The sequence below is a fragment of the Streptomyces sp. NPDC058697 genome, assembly GCF_042715345.1.
In the GTDB taxonomy this organism is placed as follows: Bacteria; Actinomycetota; Actinomycetes; order Streptomycetales; family Streptomycetaceae; genus Streptomyces; species Streptomyces liliifuscus.
This window is the reverse complement of sequence record NZ_JBHXSU010000032.1, coordinates 72,976-94,727: the sequence shown is the minus strand read 5'-3', so window position 1 is coordinate 94,727 and position 21,752 is coordinate 72,976. Positions and strand designations below refer to the sequence as shown.

Annotated in this window: 17 protein-coding genes; 5 read left to right on the top strand and 12 right to left on the bottom strand. The window is 72.0% G+C overall.

The annotated features are described in order from the left end of the window. Positions 1-112: 112 nt before the first annotated feature. The gene (lipB, locus tag ACFWXQ_RS41965) at positions 113-910 is read right to left on the bottom strand and encodes a lipoyl(octanoyl) transferase LipB (RefSeq protein ID WP_383952306.1); all 798 of its coding nucleotides are present in this window, start codon (positions 908-910) and stop codon (positions 113-115) included. Positions 911-1,169: 259 nt separating this feature from the next. On the opposite strand from lipB, the gene ACFWXQ_RS41960 reads away from it, so the two are divergent. Beyond that, positions 1,170-2,609 (top strand): regulator, encoded by a 1,440-nt coding sequence (locus ACFWXQ_RS41960; RefSeq protein WP_383952308.1) that lies wholly within the window; start codon positions 1,170-1,172, stop codon positions 2,607-2,609. Between the two features lie 178 nt (positions 2,610-2,787). On the opposite strand, the gene ACFWXQ_RS41955 is transcribed toward ACFWXQ_RS41960, so the two are convergent. Both ACFWXQ_RS41955 and ACFWXQ_RS41950 read right to left on the bottom strand, forming a co-directional pair. Continuing rightward, on the bottom strand, positions 2,788-4,158 hold the full coding sequence (locus ACFWXQ_RS41955; RefSeq protein WP_383952310.1) for an NAD(P)/FAD-dependent oxidoreductase: 1,371 nt from the start codon (positions 4,156-4,158) through the stop codon (positions 2,788-2,790). Between the two features lie 279 nt (positions 4,159-4,437). Further along, the gene (locus ACFWXQ_RS41950) at positions 4,438-5,334 is read right to left on the bottom strand and encodes a TIGR01777 family oxidoreductase (RefSeq protein WP_383952312.1); all 897 of its coding nucleotides are present in this window, start codon (positions 5,332-5,334) and stop codon (positions 4,438-4,440) included. A 94-nt stretch (positions 5,335-5,428) separates the two neighbouring features. Here ACFWXQ_RS41950 and ACFWXQ_RS41945 point away from each other — a divergent pair, with 94 nt between their 5' ends. Continuing rightward, complete coding sequence (locus ACFWXQ_RS41945) at positions 5,429-5,917, top strand: GNAT family N-acetyltransferase (RefSeq protein WP_383952314.1); 489 nt, start codon at positions 5,429-5,431, stop codon at positions 5,915-5,917. Here ACFWXQ_RS41945 and ACFWXQ_RS41940 read toward each other — a convergent pair. Together ACFWXQ_RS41940 and ACFWXQ_RS41935 are read right to left on the bottom strand one after the other, a co-directional pair. Beyond that, complete coding sequence (locus tag ACFWXQ_RS41940) at positions 5,898-6,572, bottom strand: TetR family transcriptional regulator (protein ID WP_383952316.1); 675 nt, start codon at positions 6,570-6,572, stop codon at positions 5,898-5,900. The genes ACFWXQ_RS41945 and ACFWXQ_RS41940 overlap by 20 nt on opposite strands. Positions 6,573-6,920: 348 nt before the next feature. Continuing rightward, on the bottom strand, positions 6,921-8,105 hold the full coding sequence (locus ACFWXQ_RS41935; RefSeq protein ID WP_383952318.1) for a MarP family serine protease: 1,185 nt from the start codon (positions 8,103-8,105) through the stop codon (positions 6,921-6,923). Between the two features lie 378 nt (positions 8,106-8,483). On the opposite strand from ACFWXQ_RS41935, the gene ACFWXQ_RS41930 reads away from it, so the two are divergent. Continuing rightward, positions 8,484-9,236, top strand: coding sequence for a peptidoglycan recognition protein (locus ACFWXQ_RS41930; RefSeq protein ID WP_383952329.1), 753 nt, complete (start codon positions 8,484-8,486; stop codon positions 9,234-9,236). A 134-nt stretch (positions 9,237-9,370) separates the two neighbouring features. Continuing rightward, complete coding sequence (locus ACFWXQ_RS41925; protein ID WP_383952321.1) at positions 9,371-9,634, top strand: hypothetical protein; 264 nt, start codon at positions 9,371-9,373, stop codon at positions 9,632-9,634. 75 nt (positions 9,635-9,709) lie between these two features. On the opposite strand, the gene ACFWXQ_RS41920 is transcribed toward ACFWXQ_RS41925, so the two are convergent. After that, positions 9,710-10,228 (bottom strand): DUF4240 domain-containing protein, encoded by a 519-nt coding sequence (locus tag ACFWXQ_RS41920; protein WP_055616289.1) that lies wholly within the window; start codon positions 10,226-10,228, stop codon positions 9,710-9,712. Positions 10,229-10,350: 122 nt separating this feature from the next. On the opposite strand from ACFWXQ_RS41920, the gene ACFWXQ_RS41915 reads away from it, so the two are divergent. Continuing rightward, a complete protein-coding gene (locus tag ACFWXQ_RS41915; RefSeq protein WP_383952323.1) occupies positions 10,351-11,334 on the top strand; it encodes an SDR family oxidoreductase in 984 nt (327 codons plus the stop codon). An 18-nt stretch (positions 11,335-11,352) separates the two neighbouring features. On the opposite strand, the gene ACFWXQ_RS41910 is transcribed toward ACFWXQ_RS41915, so the two are convergent. The 6 genes from ACFWXQ_RS41910 to ACFWXQ_RS41885 form a co-directional block, all read right to left on the bottom strand. Then, on the bottom strand, positions 11,353-12,333 hold the full coding sequence (locus ACFWXQ_RS41910) for a helix-turn-helix transcriptional regulator (RefSeq protein WP_383952325.1): 981 nt from the start codon (positions 12,331-12,333) through the stop codon (positions 11,353-11,355). Between the two features lie 153 nt (positions 12,334-12,486). Beyond that, positions 12,487-15,192 carry a pyruvate dehydrogenase (acetyl-transferring), homodimeric type gene (aceE, locus tag ACFWXQ_RS41905; RefSeq protein WP_383952327.1) on the bottom strand — a complete coding sequence of 902 codons (2,706 nt, stop codon included), beginning with the start codon at positions 15,190-15,192 and terminating at the stop codon, positions 12,487-12,489. 284 nt (positions 15,193-15,476) lie between these two features. After that, positions 15,477-16,115, bottom strand: a complete 639-nt coding sequence (locus ACFWXQ_RS41900; protein WP_143631160.1) for a GntR family transcriptional regulator — start codon at positions 16,113-16,115, stop codon at positions 15,477-15,479. A gap of 382 nt (positions 16,116-16,497) precedes the next feature. Further along, positions 16,498-18,297, bottom strand: a complete 1,800-nt coding sequence (gene sucB / locus ACFWXQ_RS41895) for a 2-oxoglutarate dehydrogenase, E2 component, dihydrolipoamide succinyltransferase (protein WP_386270307.1) — start codon at positions 18,295-18,297, stop codon at positions 16,498-16,500. 67 nt (positions 18,298-18,364) lie between these two features. Continuing rightward, positions 18,365-19,753, bottom strand: coding sequence for a dihydrolipoyl dehydrogenase (gene lpdA, locus ACFWXQ_RS41890; RefSeq protein WP_055618698.1), 1,389 nt, complete (start codon positions 19,751-19,753; stop codon positions 18,365-18,367). A gap of 296 nt (positions 19,754-20,049) precedes the next feature. Continuing rightward, entirely contained in the window at positions 20,050-21,600 is a 1,551-nt protein-coding gene (locus ACFWXQ_RS41885) for a leucyl aminopeptidase (RefSeq protein ID WP_383956862.1), read from the bottom strand. Positions 21,601-21,752 lie beyond the last annotated feature (152 nt).

The window sequence follows — 21,752 nt, the reverse complement described above, 5'->3', positions numbered from 1 at the left end:
CCTAAAGACCCTTTAGGGGCGCGGGGAACTGCGCAATCTTTTGGGGGTTCGGGGGCGAAGCCCCTGAGTCAGGGACGGGAATGGGTAGGGGCGGCGGGGGCGAAAAAAGCCCCTATACCACCACCCGCTCAACCTCCCGCGGCCTCAACTCCGCGTTCCCGAGAACGTCCCGCAGATGCCGCTCAGCCACCGGCAGGACCTCCGCGATGGTGAGATCGCGGCCCAACTCATGGGCGAGCGACGTGACACCCGCGTCACGGATACCGCAAGGGATGATCTTGTCGAAACTGGACGTGTCGGGGTTCACGTTCAGCGCGAAGCCATGCATTGTGACGCCCTTGGCGACCCGGATACCCATGGCACAGATCTTCCGGTCCTCACGCCGCTGCCCCGCATTGGACGGCGCGTACTCGGGCCCGTCGAGCCGGGGATCGAACTCCTCGTCCGCGAGCCGGGGATCGAAGTCGAGGGAGAGCCCGCCGAGAGAGGGCCGCTCGGCCACCGGGTCACCGAGGACCCAGACACCGGCCCGCCCCTCCACCCGGCTCGTCTCGACACCGAACTCCGCGCAGACCCGGATCATCGCGTCCTCCAGGCGGCGGAGGTGGGCGACGACGTCAACGGGGCGAGGCAGCTTCTGGATCGGGTAGCCGACCAGCTGCCCCGGCCCGTGCCAGGTGATCTTGCCGCCACGGTCCACGTCGACGACGGGCGTGCCGTCGAGCGGCCGCTCACTGTCCGCCGTACGCCGCCCCGCCGTGTAGACCGGCGGGTGTTCCAGGAGCAGACAGGTGTCGGGGATCTCGTCCTGGAAACGGGCCGTGTGCACACGGCGCTGCTCGTCCCAGGCCTCCTGGTACTCGACGGCGTCCGCACCGAAACCCATGCGGACGAACCGCAGCTCACTCACGGCAAGCGCCTCCCTGAAAGAGTCGTAAGGCTCATAACAGCCTCACGCCACTGTACGTCCGGTCGAAGCTCGTCAGCCCTGGGGGCAATCCTCACACGATCGGATGAATGCGCGTCGAAGTGTGCGATCGGGTGCTTACGGACCGCTACATTCGCGCCGTTCACGAGGCTTTCAAGGGCTGCTCAAGGCATGGCGGCCGACCTCGCCCGGGCCTGTTCCCGCAGGCCCCCAGCCCGGAAGGCAGGAGTTCGCACCGCAGATGACGGAACGACCCGCGCAGCGCACCCCCAACCGTCAGCTCGCCGCACTAATCGCAGAAGCGGGGTTCTCCAACGCGGGGCTAGCCCGCCGAGTGGACCAGCTCGGCCTCGAACACGGGCTCGATCTCAGATACGACAAGACATCAGTGACCCGCTGGCTGCGCGGCCAGCAGCCAAGAGGCACCACACCCGCGCTGATCGCCGAGGTCTTCACCCGCCGGCTGGGACGCCGTCTCACCGCCCAGGACCTCGGACTCGACGCGTGCGCCCCGGTGTACGCCGGGCTCGAATTCGCCGCCACCCCCGAGGAGGCCGTCGACATCGTCGGCGGACTGTGGCGCAAGGACTCCGGAAGCCATGCGGAGCTTCGCAAGATCGCGTTCACCCCGGCGGGGCTCGTCGTGCCCAGCCGGGACTGGCTGATCGGCCGGGCCGACGACCGGGTGGGCCGCGGCGACCCCGGTGCCGTACGGATCCCCGTACAGGGCCGCCCGGCCGTGCCCCGGCAGCGCGCGCAGACCGAGCGCGGCCCCGGGCAGCGGGTGACCGCGGGCGACATCGCGGCGCTGCGCTCGGTCGGGGAACTGTTCCGCACGCTCGACAACGCGTACGGCGGAGGGCACGCCCGGCAGGCCCTCGTGCGGTACCTGGAGCACGAGCTGGAGCCGATGCTGCGCGGCACCTACGGGGAGCAGACGGGGCGCCGCCTGTTCGCCGCCGCATCCGATCTGACCCGGCTGGCGGGCTGGACCTCGTACGACATCGCCGCGCACGGCCTGGCCCAGCGGTACTTCGTCCAGGCGCTGCGGCTGTCGCAGGCGGCGGGGGACCGGGCGTACGGCTCGTACGTGCTCGTGACGATGAGTCGACAAGCCGTCTATCTGGGACACGGCCGGGAGGCGGTGCAGCTGGCCCGGGTCGCCCAGCAGGGCGTGGGCTCGTCGGCCCCGCCCGTCGTCCAGGCGCTGCTGTACGCGGTCGAGGCGCGGGGGCACGGTGTGCTCGGCGAGGTGCGGGCGGCCACGGCCTCGCTGGTACGGGCCGAGCGGTCCCTGGAGACCGCCCGGCCGGGTGACGAAGTGCCGTACTGGGCGCGGTTCTTCGACGAGGCTCAGCTCGCGGACGAGTTCGGGCACTGCCACCGCGACCTCCAGCAGTACCGGGCGGCCGCGCAGCATGCTGAGCGGTCCCTGCAGTTGCGGGCGCCCGGGTATGCGCGCAGCCGCCTCTTCTGCCGGGTCGTCCTGGCCTCGGCGCGGCTCGGGCTCGGTGAGCTGGACCAGGCCTGCCAGTTGGGTGCGGAGGCGGCGACGCAGGCTTCGGAGATGCGGTCGGTGCGGGCGGTGGAGTATGTGCGGGACTTCGAACGGCGGTTGGAGCCGTACAAGGATGCGGCGCCGGTCAGGGGGTACCGCGACAAGGTTGCGGCACTCGGCTGACCGGCACCACAGGAAGGGTCAGGGTTGTCTTGAGGCTGCGGGCCGGTGGGGGCTCGTCGCGCAGTTCCCCGCGCCCCTGACGGGGCGCCCCCGGTCAGGGGCGCGGGGATGTGGATGGGGTGGATGGGGAGGAGGTCCTGCCCCGCGGCGGGACCTCCACCCCCTGGCTCTCGTACGCCTACGCGGCGGTCGAGGCCGTTAATGGGGTTGCTGTGGGCGCCGAGTTGATGCCCAGGTCTGTCAGGAGGGCCGTGGCCGATCGGTGGCCCGAGTGCAGGGCGCCCTGGACCGTGCTGGTGTCGCGGTGGTCGCCGCAGACGTACAGGCCGGCGAGGAGGCGGACCGGGCGTCGCAGGTCGTGCGGGGGCGGCATCGCGGGGACCGCGTCGGGGGTGTGATGGACCGCCAGCAGCTCCCAGCGGTGCGTGGCGGTGCCGTAGAGGGCGGCCAGGTGGGCGCGTACGGCCCGGTCCGTGTCCGCGGGGGGTGCGCCGAGGATCGTGGACGAGATCAGGGCGCGGCCCACGGGGGCGCGGGTCGGGTCGACCTGGCTGATGACCGCGGTGTGGGCCACCGGGCCCCGGCGGTCCGCGTCCAGGAGCAGCGCGGGCTCGGCCAGGGGTACCTCGTCGGCCGTGTGGTGCACCACGGTGAGCTGGTGGAACGGCGGTACCCGCAGGCCCGGCAGCAGCTGGGCGGCGGCGTGGGCGTCGGTCGCCACCAGGATGGCCCGGCAGCGCAGTTCGCCGTGGTCCGCCGTCGTCACGGAGGTCGTGGACACGGAGGTGACCCGCACCCCGGTGCGGACCGTCCCGGGCGGCAGGGCCGACGCCAGCAGCTCCGGCAGCGTGTCGGCGCCGCCCTCCGGGACGCACAGCCGCCCGGAGGCGAAGGCGCGCAGCGCGAGGTCCGCGCACCGGCTGGACGTCGTCAGATCCGGGTCGCAGAGCAGCGCGGCAAGGAGCGGGCGCAGAAAACCCTCGACCGTACGGGCCGGCATGCCGCGGGCCGCGAGCGCGCGCCCCGCGGGCCGCTCGGGCCGGGCCAGCAGCCGGTCCACGGGGACGGTCGCGATCCGTCCGAGGGCCGCGGCGAGCCGGGCCTGGTCGAGGGCGCCGCCGAGCGGCGGAAACGCCCGGGAGACGGGCGGCACGGCGACCGCCGGTATCTGCCTGACCCTGCGAGGGGGGCTCACCAGGGCGCGCGCCGCGTCGAGTGCGCCCCGTGCGCCCCCGGCACCTGCGGGCTCGCCGGCCCGGTGGACGCGGCCGTCGGCGTGGACGAGCACGCCGGGGGCGAACGGCCGCAGGGCGAGCCTGTCGAGACCCGGGGTCAGCCGAAGCTCGGGATACGAGGTGGAGAGGAGCTGGCCGATGCGGTCGAGACGGAAGCCGTCGACCTTCTCGGTCGTCATGCGGCCGCCCACGTAAGGGGCGGCCTCCAGGACCACGGTCGTTACACCTGCGCTGTTCAGCCGATGGGCGGCCGCGAGTCCGGCGACTCCGGCTCCCACGATGACGACGTCCGCCTGATACGCGGGCTCAAGCACGTGCCCCTCCCCGAGGTCGCGTGACTGCTGGGGACGTGATGCCCCCAACGGGCTCCAGGAATACCCGAGTTCGGCACGAGAGTAGGGCCGCCGCCGGTCAGTGGAACTCGCGCATGAACAGGGCACGGTCGCACACGGGTCGCATGGGCCGGTCCCGCCGGCCGGGGACTATGCCCGCGCCCCGTGCCCCGTAAGGGGGCCGTGCCCCGTAAGGGGCGCGGGGAACTGCGCGCTCAGCCACAGCCGGCCCGCAGATACCCACCGCAGCCCAGCGGGACGCTAACGCACAGCCCGGATGGCCTCCTCGATCCCCGGAAACGCAAAGGTGAACCCCGACTCCAACAGCCGGGCAGGAACGACCCGTTGGCTCCCCAGAACCTCCTGCGCCATCTCCCCGAGCACAATCCTCAGCACAGGCGCGGGCACCGCGAACACCGCGGGCCGGTGCAGCGCACGCCCCATCGCGGCAGTGATCTCCCGGTTGGTGAGCGGCTCCGGAGCCGTCAGGTTGAAGGGGCCGGACAGCGACTCGGAGTTGATCAGGAACCGCAGCGCGGCCACGTGGTCGTGCAGCGCGATGTAGCTCCAGTACTGCCGCCCGTTGCCCATCCGCCCGCCGAGGCCCGCCTTGAAGAGCGGGAAGAGCCGCCCCCAGGCGCCGCCCTTCGCCGCCACCACCAGGCCGGTGCGCGCGAAGACGGTCCGTACGCCCGCCTCCTCCGCGGGGGCCGCCGCCTCCTCCCACTCGACGCACAGCGAGGGCAGGAACCCGATCGCGGGAGGCGCGCTCTCGTCCACGGCCCGCTCGCCGGTGTCCCCGTAGATCCCCATCGCACTGCCGTTGAGGAAGACCTGCGGCGGCCGGTCGAGGGAGGCGACGGCCTCCGCAAGCGCGGCCGTGCCGAGCAGCCGGCTGTCCCGGATCTTCCGCTTGTACTCGTCCGTCCAGCGGTGGTCCCCGATGCCGGCGCCCGCGAGGTTCACCACCGCGTCGCAGCCGACGAGCCCCGCCGCGTCGACGTACTGGCGTTCGGGGTCCCACTCGACCTCGTCCTTCGCCCGTGGCGTACGGCGCACCAGCCGCACCACCTCGTGCCCGTCGGCGGTCAGCGAGCGCACCAGGGCGCTGCCGATGAGGCCGGACGCGCCGGCCACGGCGATTCGGGAAGTCTCCATGCCCCCCATCCTCCGCCAACCACCCCCGGAGCAGTACGCCGAGGGGGCCCGGCACACCGGACGGTGTCGCGGGCGCCGGTCGTAAAGTGACGTCATGCCCGAGCCGTCCATACGCACCGCCCGGCCCGACGACGAAGAGGCGCTGGGCCGTCTCGACCGCGCGATCTGGTCCTATCAGCATGCGGTCAGACCTCAGGAGCAGCCGCCGTACGACCCGTTCTTCAACGAGCGCTTCGGCCCCCGCGACCACCTGGTGGCGGAGCTGGAGGGGCGCGTCCTCGGCTATGTACGGCTCGGCTTCCCCACCCCGCTCCTCTCGAACGCGCACGTACGGCAGATCCAGGGCCTCGCCGTCGCCGAAGAGGCACGCGGTCACGGCGTGGGCCGGGCCCTGATCCGCGCGGTCGTCGCCGAGTCCCGCCGCCAGGGCGCCCTGCGGATCACCCTGCGCGTCCTCGGCCACAACACCCCGGCCCGCAAGCTGTACGAGTCGGAGGGCTTCGTCGTCGAGGGGATCCAGCCGGGGGAGTTCTACCTGGACGGGGAGTACGTGGACGACGTACTCATGGGGCGGAGTCTCTGACCTTCCGCGGCTCCGCCAACAACCGCATCCCGCCCGTCAGTTCCCGCAGGCAGCGCACGGCGAGTTCCGCGGGGGAGCCCGGGCCCTCGACGTCCGCGTCCGACTCGGCCCAGGTCTCCAGGGCGACCCGGATCGCGTCCGTGGCGGCCGCGGCGGCGAGGCGGATCTCCAGCGGGTCGGTGTCGTCGCCCGCCAGCCGCGCCACCAGGGGGATGAGCTTGTCCTCGGACTCCTGGTTCACGCGGTACCAGACCGCGCGCAGCGCCGGGTCCTCGGCGGACGCCCGCAGCAGGCCCCGCGTCCAGCGCAGCCCCTCCGCCTTGGCCTCGTGAGGGACGGTCAGCGACGCGGTGACGGCCGTTTCCAGCGCCCGGGGGAGCGGGGTGCCGGGCTCGGCCGCCGCCAGCCGCTCGCGCCAGTGGTCGCCGCCGATCGCGAGGAGGGGGCCGACGGCGTCCTGCTTGTTGCGGAAGTAGCGGTAGAAGGTCCGCAGCGCCACACCGGCGCGTACGGCGATCTCCTCGGCTGTGGTGCCGTCGGGGCCGCGCTCGGTGAAGAGCTCGGCGGCGGCGCGGGCGATGTCGAACTGGGTTGCCGCCTTGCGGCGCTCGGTCAGCGACGGGGTTCTGGTCGCTGCGGACGACTTGGTGCTCACGCGGGGAAGCGTACGCCCGGAGGAGGCCGGGGGCATGTTTCGCCTGGGTGGCAAAACGTGCCAACAGGCTGGTCGTCCACCTGCGCCCGATGCCGCGCGGCCGCCTGATGCCGCGAGGCCGCCCGGTGCCGCGCCGACCGCCGAGGGGCGCGCCGAGCCGCCCAATGCCGCGCCGCCCCGATGCCGCCCCGATGCCGCGCCCCCCGGGGCCGCGTCGAGCCACCCCGGTCAGGGTTGAGCCGCTCCGGTCCGTGTTGAGCCGCTCGGTCCGCGTCGAGCCGCCCGGGTCCGTGTGGAGCCGCCCCGGTTCGCGTCGGGCGCCCAGGTCCGGGTCGGGCGGCCCGGGGCTCAGGAGGTGACTAGGTCGCCCGTGTCCACCGCGGCCTCCGCCTTCGCCGCGCGCTGGGCGTCGCCCGCGACCTCGTCGGCGGTCAGGACGTACCCCGTCTCGTTGTCGCTCGTGGAGCGGGCGAAGACGACGCCGTAGACCTTGCCGGTGGTGGTCAGCAGAGGGCCGCCGGAGTTGCCGGGACGGACCGTGGAGCGGATCGAGTAGATCTCGCGGGTGACCTGGTCGGAGCCGTAGATGTTCTGTCCCCTGGCATTGATCTTGTTGGCGACGGTGGCCGCCTGGAGGTCGAGGCCGCCGTCCTGCGGGTAGCCCGCGACCACGGCCGCGTCACCGCGGGTCGCGCTGGTGTCGAAGGCCAGGACGGGCGCCTCCAGGCCCGGGACGTCGAGCACGGCCACGTCCTTCTGCGGGTCGAAGAGGACGACCTTCGCCTCGTACGCCTTGCCCGTGCCGCCCACGCGGACGGTCGGGTCGTCGATGCCCGCCACCACGTGCGCGTTGGTCATGACGCGCTCCCGCGCGTACACGAACCCGCTGCCCTCACGGCCCTGGGTGCCCACCGCGCCCTCGACCTTCACGGTGGAGCGCTGGGCGGCGCGCGTGGCGGCCGCGGTGACGCTGTCCCCCGAGGGCTTGGCGACGCTGGCCGCCGGCTCGTTCTCGAAGGGGTTGAAGACCTGCGGGAAGCCCGCCTCCGTGAGCGCCGAGGTGGCCCGGGAGAACCAGGTCGGGGTGGTCTCCGGCATCGCGTCCTGCACCGCGCCGAGCAGCGCGGAGTCGCGGATCGACGAGGTGACCACCGGCGAGGCGGACGCGCCGAGGACGCTCGCCGCGACCCACGCCACCAGCAGCACGGCGACCGAGTTGGCCGCGGCGCCGCCCACTCCGTCGACCGCGCGCAAGGGGCCGCTGTCCAGTTCGCGGCGGAGCTTCAGGGCAAGCCGGCCCGCCAGCTCGTGGCCCGCGGCGGCGGGCACCAGCACCGTGAGCACCGCGGTGACCGTCGCCGCCGTGGTCCCCGCCTCCACCAGGTCCATCACCCAGGGCAGCACCCATACGCCGATCACGGCACCGCCCACGAAGCCGGCCAGGGACACACAGCCCGCGACGAGCCCGCGCCGGTAACCGGACGCCGCATAGCCGAGGATCACCAGCAACAGCAGGATGTCGAGCAGGTCCACGGAGCTCCCTTTCTCTTGGGTCTCCTAGTACGTGCCGGGAGGGCCCGGTGATCAGGTACGCGCGCGTGGAAACCGGCCATCCGGCACGCGTGCGTGGACCTGTAGAAACGTCTCGGACCGGGACGTTGGTTCCACCGGGTGGCACAGCACACATCGCGGACGGCCCGACTGTCCCGGAGAGTGGATCCCATGTGCGCCCAACGAACCCCTCCGCCACACCGCGCCGGTGGTGTGCGGCGGGGGGTTCGCGCCTGGTGGCGAAGGGTGCTCCGGAGGACCGGGCCCGAGGCCGACGGCGACACCGGGCCGCGTCCGTCCACCGATGCCCGGCCCCGTCCGTCGGCCGCTACCGGGCTCCGTCCGTCAGCCCTGGCCCGCATACCCCGCCCCGCGCGCGTCGCCCTCGCCTGTGTTCCCGGGCTGGTCGCCGTCACCGGTCTCGTGCTGTGTGCCGTGGGGGTCGACCGGACGCCGGGCGAGGCGGAGCGTCCCGTCGCGGCGCGGGCCGCCGTGGGGCACCAGGCCGACCGGCCCCCCATCGTGCCGAGGGAACGCTGGCTGGCCGACGCCGCCTACACGAGGCCGCCGACCCGGTACGCAGGCCGCGTGACCGCCGTGTTCGTGCACCACACCGACTCGCCGAACAGCTACGACTGCGCCGACGCACCCAAGATCATCCGGTACCTGTACGCGGGACAGGCCGGGGTCCGGCACTGGGACGACATCGGCTACAACTTCCTCGTCGACCGCTGCGGCACGATCTACGAGGGCCGGGCGGGCGGCATCGACCGGGCCGTCGTCGGCGCCCACACGCAGGGCTTCAACGTGGGCACGACGGGCATCGCCGCGATAGGGACCTTCACCGCGGGCGTGCCGGTCCCGAAGGCCATGACCGACGCCATAGCGGCCGTCGCCGCCTGGAAACTCGGCCTCGTGGACATCGACCCGCGCGCCCATGTGCGGCTCGTCTCCACCAACAGCCTGAGCAAGTACCCGGCCGGCACCCGCGGGGCCTTCACCGCCGTCTCCGGCCACACCGACGGCTACTGGACGGCCTGCCCGGGCGCCGCCCTGATGGCCCGCCTGCCCGAGATCAGGGAACACGCGGCCCACCTCCAGGGCAGGCGCTAGCGACCGTCGCGCCCGCCTTCCGCCCGCCCCGCGACTCCCCGTAACGCCTCACAGGTACGCCACAGCCGGTTCACGGATCACCCCGAGCCACGCCTTCTAGCGTCGAGGCACGCACTGACCGGAGGGTGGGGATCATGAGCAGTCGCAAGGAGCAGCAGACCCGGGGGACTTCGCTGTGGGCGCGGGCCGTACGCAGCCCGTGGACCGTGGCCTGTGTGGTGGCCGCCGTCGTGGTGGGGCCGTCCGCCGCCACCGCGTCGGCACTGGACCGGGCGAACGCGGCGCCGCCGCACAGCGCACGGAAGGACGGCGCCCCCGTGGCCGCCGCCTGGCCCGCCGCCGTGGTCGCCCCGGCGCACCAGATCCGGACGGCAGGGCCGCGCGGCGCTTCCTGGTGAGGGGAGTTCTCCTGGTTGGACCATCTCCCGGTCCTCCGGTGGGCCCGCCCGTCAGTCCGCCGCCGGGCCCGCCCGTCAGTCCGCGAACCGGTCCCACAGCTGGGGGAAACGCTCCGCCAGCTGTGCCTGGTTCTCCAGGTCCAGCGCGGTGCCCAGCGGCTCGGGCGGCGCGGCCGGAATACCGAGGTCCGGGGCGACCGTGCCGGTGAGCTGCTCGTACGCCTCGTCCGCCGCGTAGCCGAGCTCCTCACCGTCCCCGTCGACCTCGTCGTCGAAGTCCGTGAGGAGCTCGGCGAGCTTGTCGGGATCGTGCACGCCGGCCTCGTACACCTCCCGGCCCTGGCCGATCAGCCAGCAGCGGAAGAAGTCGAAGGCGTCGTCGCTCGCCCCGTCGAGCAGGATCCAGGCCGCGCCCCACAGGTCCCACATGTACGCACGGTTGTAGCGGGCCTCGAAGTGACGGGCGAAGTCCAGGACCATCTCGGGGTCCAACTGGACGAGCCGCTCCACGAGCAGGTCGGCCTGCTCCTCGGGGTCGCCCTCCGCGGCCTCGCGGGTCGCGTCCACCAGCTCCCAGAACTCCGTCTCGTCCATCACGGGACAAGCATCGGGCCTCGACCCGGCCCGCGCACCCGGGGACAGGCAGATCGTTATGCGCGCACATGCCGACGGAAAGTCCGACAGCAGATGTCGGCATTCGGCGCGATGCTCGGACCATGGAGACGACAGGACAGACCACAGCGCGGGAGTCCGCCCCGCAACTCACCCCACGACTTGAGGGAAAGGTCGCCCTGGTCGGGGGCGCCACACGCGGCGCCGGACGGGCCATGGCGGTGGAGCTGGGCCGCGCCGGAGCCACGGTGTACGTGACCGGACGCACGACCCGCGAGCACGTCAGCGAGGTCGGCCGGACCACCGAGACCATCGAGGAGACGGCCGAACTGGTCGACGCGGCCGCGGGCGCCACCGGCCGGGGCATCGCCGTACCGACGGACCACCTGGAACCCGAACAGGTCCGGGCCCTCGTCGACCGCGTCGACCGCGAACAGGGCCGCCTCGACATCCTCGTCAACGACATGTGGGGCGGCGACGTCCTCCTCGACTGGTCGGCGGAGAAACAGCCCGACATGTGGGACATGGATCTGGACAAGGGGCTGCGGATCATGCGCCTCGGCATCGAGTCGCACATCATCACCAGCCACATCGCCCTGCCGCTCCTCGTCCGCAACCCCGGCGGGCTGCTCGTCGAGGTCACCGACGGCACGGAGGAGTACAACCGCCGCTACCGCAAACCGTTCTTCTACGACCTCGCCAAGACGACCCCCATCCGCATGGCCCACGACCTGGGGGAGGAGCTCAGGGAACACGGCTGCACCGCGGTCTGCCTCACCCCGGGCTGGCTGCGCTCGGAGGCGATGCTCGACACAGCCTTCAAGGTCACCGAGGAGAACTGGCGGGACGCCTGCGCGTACGTCCCGCACTTCGCGATCTCCGAGACGCCCACCTTCGTGGGACGGGCCCTGGTCGCCCTCGCCGCCGACCCCGACGCGGCCCGCTGGAACGGACAGTCGCTCTCCAGCGGCGGCCTCGCCCAGGAGTACGGCTTCACGGACGTCGACGGCTCGGCGCCGGACGCGTGGCGCTACATGATCGAGGTGGAGTCACAGGGCAAGCCGGCGGATGTGACGGGCTACCGGTAGCCGCGGCGCCCCGAGTCCTCACTCCGGCGCGTCGTAGTACGCCGCCGCCCTGGCCGTCGCCTCGGCGAAGCGCCCGCGGAGTTCGGACGGTTCCAGGACCTCCACCTCGGGGCCGAGGGAGAGAAGCTGGGTGTACGCGACGTCGTACGACTCGACCGGCAGCGTGAGCGTCACCCGGCCCGTGTCGTCGGGCGGGCCGGCCGCCGCCAGGGCCTCCTGCGCGGAGAGCGGATCGACGGTTCGCCTCAGCCCCCGCGCGCCCGCCTCGGTGAGCCGCACCACGACCGTCGCCCGCAGGAGCGAACGCGCGAACTGGGCCGCCCGCTCCGCCCAGAAGCCCGGCAGGTCGAACCCCTCGTCGCGGCTGAAGCGCTCGTCGCCGGGCTCGACCGACGTGAACCGGTCGATGCGGTAGACGCGGTAGGACCCGGGATCGGGGACGCGGGCGCACACGTACCAGACGCCCGCCTTGAGGATGAGCCCGTACGGCTCCAACTCGCGTTCCACGTCGGTCTCCTGGCGCCGGTAGCGCGCGGTGATCCGACGGTCGTCCCAGACCGCCTCGGCGATCTCGGGCAGCAGCTCGGGCGTCTTGGGCTCGGCGAACCAGCCGGGGGCGTCCAGGTGGAAACGCTGGGACGCGGTGCGGGAGGCGTCCTTGAGGGAGGGGAGGAGGGCCGCGGACACCTTCAGCCGGGCGGCGGACGCGGCGTCCTCCAGGCCCATCTCCCGGAGCGCGCCGGGCACGCCCGAGAGGAACAGGGCCTCGGCCTCGCTCCTGGCGAGCCCGGTGAGTCGGGTCCGGTACCCGCCGATCAGCCGGTACCCGCCGGCCCGGCCGCGGTCCGCGTACACCGGGACGCCCGCCTCCGACAGGGCCTGCGCGTCCCGGGTGATCGTCCGCTCCGACACCTCCAGCTCCCGAGCGAGCGCGGCGGCCGTCATGGAGGGCCTGGCCTGAAGAAGCAGCACCATCTTGATGAGGCGAGCAGCACGCATACGTTCATGATGCCGGGTGGGCGAGTGCGGGCCCGGTGGGGACCGATCGCGCAGTTCCCCGCGCCCCTGAAAAGCGGGGCTGCGCCCCTGGCTTTTCATCTTTTAGGGGCGCGGGGAACTGCGCGACCAGCCCCCACCGGGCCCGCAGCCGAACTACAACCCGTACCGCGCCCGCGCTTCCTTCACCGCAGACGCCGGCACCTCACCGCGCCGCGCAAGCTGCGCCAACGCCGCCACGACGATCGACTGCGCGTCGACGCCGAAGTGCCGGCGAGCGGCCTCGCGGGTGTCGGAGAGACCGAACCCGTCCGCACCGAGCGAGGAGTAGTCCTGCTCGACCCACTGCGCGATCTGGTCGGGCACCTGCCGCATGTAGTCGGATACCGCGAGGACGGGCCCCTCGGCTCCCTGCAGCGCCTGCCGGACGTACGGCACCCGGTCCTCGCCGCGCAGCAGCGCCGCGTCGGCCTCCAGGGCGTCCCGCCGCAGCTCCGTCCAGGACGTGGCGGACCAGACGTCCGCGGCCACGCCCCACTCCTCGGCGAGCAGCTTCTGCGCCTCCAGGGTCCAGTGGATCGCCGTACCGGAACCGAGCAGCTGGATGCGCGCGGCGTTGGCGGCGTTGACCTGGACGCCGGCCGACTCCGCCGTGTTGAAGCGGTAGAGGCCCTTGACGATGCCCTCGTCGATACCGAGCCCCGACGGCTTCGCGGGCTGCGGGATCGGCTCGTTGTAGACGGTGAGGTAGTAGAAGACGTTCTGGTCCTCGCCGGGCGCCGCCTCGCCGTACATCCGGCGCAGCCCGTCCTTGACGATCGTCGCGACCTCGTACGCGAACGCCGGGTCGTACGACAGGGCGGCCGGGTTGGTGGCCGCGATGACCGGCGAGTGCCCGTCCGCGTGCTGCAGGCCCTCGCCCGTCAGCGTCGTACGACCGGCCGTCGCGCCGACGAGGAAGCCGCGGCCGAGCTGGTCGCCGAGCTGCCACATCTGGTCGGCCGTGCGCTGCCAGCCGAACATCGAGTAGAAGATGTAGAACGGGATCATCGTCTCGCCGTGCGTGGAGTACGCGGTGGACGCGGCGATGAAGTCGGCCATCGAACCGGCCTCGGTGATCCCCTCGTTGAGGATCTGGCCGTCCTTGGCCTCCTTGTAGTACATCAGCTGGTCGCGGTCGACCGGCTCGTACGTCTGGCCCTTCGGCGAGTAGATGCCGAGGGACGGGAAGAGGCTCTCCATACCGAAGGTGCGCGCCTCGTCGGGGACGATCGGCACCCAGCGCTTGCCGGACGTCTTGTCGCGGACCAGGTCCTTGACCAGGCGTACGAAGGCCATGGTCGTCGCCACGTTCTGCGAGCCGGAGCCCTTGTCGAAGGCCGCGAACGCCTTGTCGGCGGGGGCGGGGAGAGGAGGCAGCGCGTGCGTACGGCGGGCCGGGGCCGGGCCGCCTAGGGCCGCGCGGCGCTCCTGGAGGTAGCGGACCTCGGGGGAGCCGGCGCCCGGGTGGCCGTAGGGGACCACACCGTCGACGAAGTCGCTGTCCTTGATGGGGAGTTCGAGCAGGTCACGCATCTGCTTGAACTCGTCCGTCGACAGCTTCTTCATCTGGTGGTTGGCGTTCTTCGACGCGAAGCCCTGGCCCAGGGTGTGGCCCTTGACCGTCTGCGCCAGGATCACCGTCGGCGCGCCCTTGAACTCCACGGCCGCCTTGTACGCGGCGTACACCTTGCGCGCCTCGTGACCGCCGCGGGAGAGGTGGAAACACTCCAGGATCTTGTCGTCGCTCAGCAGCTTCGCCAGCTCGACGAGCGCCGGGTCGGAGCCGAAGAAGTCCTGGCGGATGTAGGCGGCGTCACGGGTCTGGTACGTCTGCACCTGCGCGTCCGGGACCTCACGGAGGCGGCGGACCAGGGCGCCGGTGGTGTCCAGCCGGAACAGCTCGTCCCAGGCGTTGCCCCACAGCGACTTGATGACGTTCCAGCCGGCGCCGCGGAACTGGGCCTCCAGCTCCTGCACGATCTTGAAGTTCGCGCGGACCGGACCGTCGAGGCGCTGGAGGTTGCAGTTGATGACGAAGGTCAGGTTGTCCAGGCCCTCGCGGCTCGCGAGTGCGAGGGCGGCCGTCGACTCCGGCTCGTCCATCTCGCCGTCACCGAGGAACGCCCAGACGTGCGACTGCGATACGTCCTTGATGCCGCGGTTGGTCAGATAGCGGTTGAAGCGCGCCTGGTAGATGGCCGACAGCGGGCCGAGGCCCATCGACACCGTCGGGAACTCCCAGAGCCACGGCAGACGCCGCGGGTGCGGGTACGACGGGAGGCCGTTGCCGCCCGCCTCCTGGCGGAAGTTGTCGAGGTGCGTCTCGTTGAGCCGGCCGTCGAGGAAGGCACGGGCGTAGATGCCGGGGGAGGCGTGGCCCTGGATGTAGAGCTGGTCGCCGGACCCGTCGGCCTCCTTGCCCTTGAAGAAGTGGTTGAAGCCCGTCTCGTAGAGCCAGGCCGCGGAGGCGAAGGTGGCGATGTGGCCGCCGACGCCGTGTTTCGCGCCCCGGGTCACCATCGCGGCCGCGTTCCAGCGGTTCCACGCGGTGATCCTGCGCTCCATCGCCTCGTCGCCGTCCACTACGGGCTCGGCGGCGGTCGGGATGGTGTTGACGTAGTCGGTCTCAAGCAGCTTGGGCAGCGCGAGTCCGTTGCCCTCGGCACGCTCCAGCGTGCGCCGCATCAGGTACGCGGCACGGTGCGGCCCGGCCGCCTTGGTGACGGCGTCCAGGGAGGCCTGCCATTCGGCGGTCTCCTCCGGGTCACGGTCCGGGAGCTGGTCGAGCTCGCTCGGCTGGATTGCGGTGGGGTCGGTCATTGCGCCGCCTTCCGGATGCGGAGGGGGGTTCCCTCGTCGGCAAGGGGTTTTCGGGGGTGCCCTTGGTCTTTGGCAGGACAGGGCGGCAGGCTCTGGTGGGAGCCCGCCGACGACTGTAACTCGCTGATCGATGATCGATCAAAGGATTGAAGGGCAAAACCTCTTGATCACGAGGAAGTAGGCACGGGGTGCCTTGCCGCCAGGCACCGGGTGCCTTGTTTTCGCAGGTGAGGGTACTTCTGAGCGGGACCGCGCTCCGGTGTTCCGGGCCCGCCGAGGCGCGGCTACGAAGGCTCGCTGCCCGTCCTCGGCGCGCAGCCCAGTACATGCGCCTTCACCAGCTCCGCGATCAGGGGGTCCCGGCGGCGGAACGCCTCCACCAGGGCCTCGTGCTCCTCCGCGTACGACTGCTGGACCGTGCCCAGCCAGCGGATCGACAGGGCCGTGAAGACCTCGATGCCGAGGCCTTCCCAGGTGTGCAGCAGCACGGAGTTGCCCGCGGCGCGCACCAGCTCGCGGTGGAAGGCCACCGTGTGGCGGACCTGGCCGGTGCCGTCGGCCTTGCGGTCGGCCTCGTACAGGGCCGTGACGTGCGGTTCCAGGGACGAGCAGTCGGCGGCCAGCCGCTCGGCGGCCAGCTCGGCCGCGATGGCCTCCAGACCGGCCCGCACGGGGTAGCTCTCCTCCAGGTCCGCCGCGGTGAGATTGCGTACGCGTACGCCCTTGTTGGGGGCCGACTCGATCAGGCGCAGCGACTCCAGCTCGCGCAGGGCCTCCCGTACGGGTGTCTGGCTGACCTCCAGCTCGGTGGCGATCCGGCGCTCCACGATCCGCTCGCCCGGCTTCCAGCGACCGCTCACGATCCCCTCCACGATGTGCTCGCGGATCTGTTCGCGGAGCGAGTGGACGACGGGCGCGGTCATTGAAGCTCCTTGGGTAGGGGCGCTCCGGCCCCGGGGGCGTTGACTTCTAGACAATAAGGCCGGGGATCCCTCCGGGAAGGGTGTGCGGGTGTGCTTTGGCGCAGGTGAGATGAGACTTACACGTGGCGCTCCGCTGGGTTGCGCCGTAGGACTGCTCGTTGTTCGCAGGCTGCGGGCCGGTGGGGGCTGATCGCGCAGTTCCCCGCGCCCCTTAAAGACAAAAGCCAGGGGCGCAGCCCCGCTTTCAGGGGCGCGGGGAACTGCGCGACAAGCCCCCACCGGCCCGCAGGATGGCCACGGTCTCTGCGGTCGGGAACGCAAAGGGCCCCCGCCCGGAGAACCGGGCAGGGGCACCTCGTCGTGCGATGTGGCGGCGGCGGAGCTACAGGCCGAGTTCGACCTCGAACTCGCCCGCCTCCAGGATCGCCTTGACCGCCGTCAGGTAACGCGCGGCATCCGCGCCGTCGACCAGACGGTGGTCGTAGGACAGCGTCAGGTACGTCATGTCGCGGACGCCGATGACCGTACCCTCCTCCGTCTCGATGACGGCCGGACGCTTCACCGTGGCACCGATGCCCAGGATCGCGACCTGGTTCGGCGGCACGATGATCGTGTCGAAGAGCGCGCCGCGCGAGCCGGTGTTCGAGATCGTGAAGGTCGCGCCGGACAGCTCGTCCGGGGTGATCTTGTTCGCCCGGACCTTGCCCGCGAGCTCGGCGGTGGCCTTGGCGATACCGGCGATGTTGAGGTCGCCCGCGTGCTTGATGACCGGGGTCATCAGGCCCTTCTCGGAGTCCACCGCGATACCGACGTTCTCGGTGTCGAAGTAGGTGATCGTGCCCTCTTCGACGTTGATCCGGGCGTTGACGGCCGGGTGGGCCTTCAGCGCCTGGGCCGCCGCCTTCACATAGAACGGCATCGGAGAGAGCTTGACGCCCTCGCGGGCCGCGAAGGAGTCCTTGGCCTGCGCGCGCAGCCTCATCAGCCGCGTGACGTCGACCTCGACGACCGAGGACAGCTGGGCCTGCTCGTGCAGGGCCTTGACCATGTTGTCGCCGATGACCTTGCGGATGCGGGGCATCTTCACGGTCTGGCCGCGGAGGGGAGAGGCCTCCAGGGTCGGCGCCTTCTTGGCGGTGCTCGGGGCGGCCGCGGCCGGAGCCGGGGCCGCCGCGGCGGCCTTCGCCGCCTCGGCGGCGGCGAGGACGTCCTGCTTGCGGATACGGCCGCCGACGCCGGTGCCCTTGACGGCGGCCAGGTCGACGCCGTTCTCGGCGGCGAGCTTGCGCACCAGCGGGGTCACGTACGCGCCGTCGTCACCGGAGGTCGCGGCGGGAGCCGGGGCCGGGGTGACGGGAGCGGCCGCGACCGGCGCCGGAGCGGCCGGGGCGGGCTTCGGAGCCGGAGCGGCCGGCTGGACCGGAGCCGGAGCAGGAGCCGCGGGAGCTGCCGGAGCCGGAGCCGGGGCCGGGGCCGGGGCCGGGGCCGGGGCAGCGGCGGCGGGCGCCGGAGCCGGGGCGGCCGGGGCCGGTGCGGCGGCCGGAGCCGCGCCCGGGGCGCCGATGACGGCGAGCTTCGCGCCGACCTCGGCGGTCTCGTCCTCGGCGACCACGATCTCCAGCAGCACGCCGGCGACCGGCGCGGGGATCTCGGTGTCGACCTTGTCCGTGGAGACCTCAAGCAGGGGCTCGTCCTCCGCGACCTCCTCGCCGACCTCCTTGAGCCACCGGGTGACGGTGCCCTCGGTGACCGACTCGCCCAGCGCGGGGAGGACCACGTCGGTGCCCTCGGCGCTGCCGCCACCGGTGGCGGCAGCGGCGGTCGGGGCCGGCGCCGGAGCGGCGGCCTCGGTGGACGGGGTGGCCTGCGGAGCCGGCTCGGGAGCGGCCGCCGGGGCCGGAGCCTCGGCGGCAGCGGGGGCCGGGGCGGCGGGGGGCGCGCCGGAGCCGTCGTCGATGACGGCCAGCTCGGCGCCGACCTCGACCGTCTCGTCCTCGGCGACCTTGATGGAGGCGAGCACGCCGGCGGCAGGGGAGGGGATCTCGGTGTCGACCTTGTCGGTGGACACCTCGAGCAGCGGCTCGTCGGCCTCGACGCGCTCGCCCTCGGCCTTCAGCCAGCGGGTGACAGTGCCCTCGGTGACGCTCTCGCCGAGCGCCGGAAGGGTTACGGAAACCGCCATGGTTTCGGTTGCTCCTTACGAATTGCGGAAGTCTGTGTCGTCGCGTCGTGAGTTGACCGAGGGTCGGTCAGTCGTGCGAGTGCAGCGGCTTGCCGGCCAGGGCGAGGTGGGCCTCGCCCATGGCCTCGTTCTGGGTCGGGTGGGCGTGGATGAGCTGCGCGACCTCGGCGGGCAGCGCCTCCCAGTTGTAGATCAGCTGGGCCTCGCCCACCTGCTCGCCCATGCGGTCGCCGACCATGTGGACGCCGACCACGGCACCGTCCTTGACCTGGACGAGCTTGATCTCGCCCGCGGTCTTGAGGATCTTGCTCTTGCCGTTGCCCGCGAGGTTGTACTTCAGAGCGACGACCTTGTCCGCACCGTAGATCTCCTTGGCCTTGGCCTCGGTGATGCCGACGGAGGCGACCTCGGGGTGGCAGTACGTCACCCGCGGCACGCCGTCGTAGTCGATCGGAACGGTCTTCAGACCGGCGAGACGCTCCGCGACCAGGATGCCCTCGGCGAAGCCGACGTGCGCGAGCTGGAGCGTCGGGACCAGGTCACCGACGGCCGAGATGGTCGGCACGTTCGTGCGCATGTACTCGTCGACGAGGACGTAGCCGCGGTCCAGCGCGACGCCCTGCTCCTCGTAGCCGAGACCGGCGGAGACCGGCCCGCGGCCGATGGCGACCAGGAGGATCTCGGCCTCGAAGGTCTTGCCGTCGGCGAGCGTCACGCGGACGCCGTCCTGCGTGTACTCGGCCTTCTCGAAGAACGTGCCGAGGTTGAACTTGATGCCGCGCTTGCGGAAGGCGCGCTCAAGAAGCTTGGAGCTGTTCTCGTCCTCGACCGGCACGAGGTGCTTGAGACCCTCGATGACCGTGACGTCGGTGCCGAAGGACTTCCACGCGGAGGCGAACTCGACGCCGATGACGCCGCCGCCCAGCACGATCGCGGACTGCGGGACGCGGTCCAGCTTCAGCGCGTGGTCCGAGGAGACGATGCGGTTGCCGTCGATCTCCAGGCCCGGCAGCGACTTCGGCACGGAGCCGGTCGCGAGGAGCACGTGACGGCCCTGGATGCGCTGTCCGTTGACGTCCACGGAGGTGGGGGACGACAGACGGCCCTCACCCTCGATGTACGTCACCTTGCGCGAGGCCACCAGGCCCTGCAGGCCCTTGTAGAGGCCGCTGATCACGTCGTCCTTGTACTTGTGGACGGCGTTGATGTCGATGCCCTGGAACGTCGTCAGGACGCCGTACTGGTCCGCCTCGCGTGCCTGGTCGGCGATCTCGCCGGCATGCAGCAGGGCCTTGGTGGGAATGCAGCCGTTGTGCAGGCAGGTGCCGCCGAGCTTGTTCTTCTCGATCAGGGCGACGTCCAGGCCCAGCTGCGCTCCGCGCAGGGCCGCGGCGTAGCCGCCGCTACCACCGCCGAGGATCACTAGGTCGAAAACGGTGCTGGCGTCGTTCGCCACGTCACGTCCTCCATGCATGTGCGCCGTACGCCGGTCTGCGTCGACCGGGCGGCGGCTGGTGTCCGGCCGCTCTTTCTTCGGCCCTGTGGTGGGCCCTGTCCTGCCGAGAACCCATCTTCGCACCTGTCGGCGCCGAGCGGGACGCCGGGCCGGGCAGTGAGACGTCTGATCGATCACACGGCAGTGCGTTTACTGCGGGCCCCGCGCCCCGTCAAGGGGCGCGGGGAACTGCGCGATCAGCCACTGACGGCCCGCACCCGCCGTACGACGGACCGGACCGGGCCAGTGGGCGGGCCTCAGCCCAGATCACCCGCGGCCGTGATCTCCGCCAGCCGAACCAGGGTCCGTACAGCCGACCCCGTCCCGCCCTTGGGCGTGTAACCGAAGGGCCCCTGCTCATTGAAGGCGGGCCCCGCGATGTCCAGGTGCGCCCACGTGATCCCCTCCCCGACGAACTCCTTCAAGAACAGACCGGCGACCAGTCCGCCGCCGTACCGCTCGCCCATGTTGGCGATGTCGGCCGTGGGGGAGTCCATGCCCTTCAGCAGGTGGTCCGGCAGCGGCATCGGCCACGCCGCCTCGCCGACCTCCTCGGCCGCCTCGTACACCGCCGTGCGGAACGAGTCGTCGTTCGCCATGACACCGAACGTCCGGTTGCCCAGCGCCAGCATCATCGCGCCGGTCAGCGTCGCCACGTCGACGATCGCGTCCGGGGTCTCCTCGGAGGCCTTGGCGAGCGCGTCGGCGAGGACGAGCCGGCCCTCGGCGTCGGTGTTGAGGACCTCGACGGTCTTGCCGCTGTACATGCGCAGCACGTCGCCGGGGCGGGTCGCGGAACCGGAGGGCATGTTCTCGGCCAGCGCGAGCCAGCCCGTCACGTTGACCTCAAGACCCAGCCGCGAGGCGGCGACGACCGCGGCGAACACGGCGGCGGCGCCGCTCATGTCGCACTTCATCGTCTCGTTGTGCCCGGCCGGCTTCAGCGAGATGCCGCCCGAGTCGTAGGTGATGCCCTTGCCGACGAAGGCGAGGTGCTTCTTCGCCTTCGAGGAGGTGTACGACAGCTTCACCAGGCGGGGCGCGGACGCGGAACCGACGCCGACGCCGAGGATGCCGCCGTAGCCGCCCTTCTCAAGGGCCTTCTCGTCGAGCACCTGCACCTTGATGCCGTGCTCCTTGGCCGCGGCCTGCGCGACGGCGGCGAAGGCCTCCGGGTTCAGGTCGTTCGGCGGGGTGTTGATGAGGTCACGGGCGCGGTTCAGCTCCTCGGACACGGCGGTGGCGCGCTCGATGGCGGCCTTGAACGCCTTGTCGCGGGGCTTGCCGCCGAGCAGCGTGGCCTCGGCGAGCGGGGCCTTGCCGTTCTTGGCGCCCTTCCCGCTGCCGTCGCTCTTGGCGGTCTCCTTGTAGACGTCGAAGGAGTACGCGCCGAGCAGTGCGCCCTCGCCGACGGCGCCCGCGTCGGCGGCGTCCTCGATCGGCAGGGCGAAAGCGGCCTTCTTCGAACCGGCGAGGGCACGTGCGGCGACACCGGCCGCCCGGCGCAGGGTCTCCCCGGAGAAGGAACCGTCCTTCTCCGGCAGAGCACCGAGACCGACCGCCAGCACGAGGGGTGCCTTGAAGCCGGACGGAGCCGGCAGCTTCGTCACCTCGCCCTCGCCGCCCGAGGCGCCGAGGGTCTCCAGAACGCCGGCGAGCCTGCCGTCGTACGCCTTGTCCACGGCCTCGGCGCCCGGTGCCACGACCAGGTCCCCGGACTTGGGCCCGGTGCCCTTGGCGACACCGACGACGATGGCGTCGACCTTCAGGCCGGGCGCCGCGGCGGTGCTGAGAGTGAGAGCAGTCACGGTGGTGAAATCTCGCTTCCGTTGAGTTGCTGTGGCCGTCAGGGGTGAGGTCGGCCGGGGCGGTGGAGTCCCGGGCACGAGCCTACGCGCGGTGGCGCGTTTCGCTCATTCCAGCGGCCGTTCATCCCTGCGTGGTGGCCTGGCCACTTATC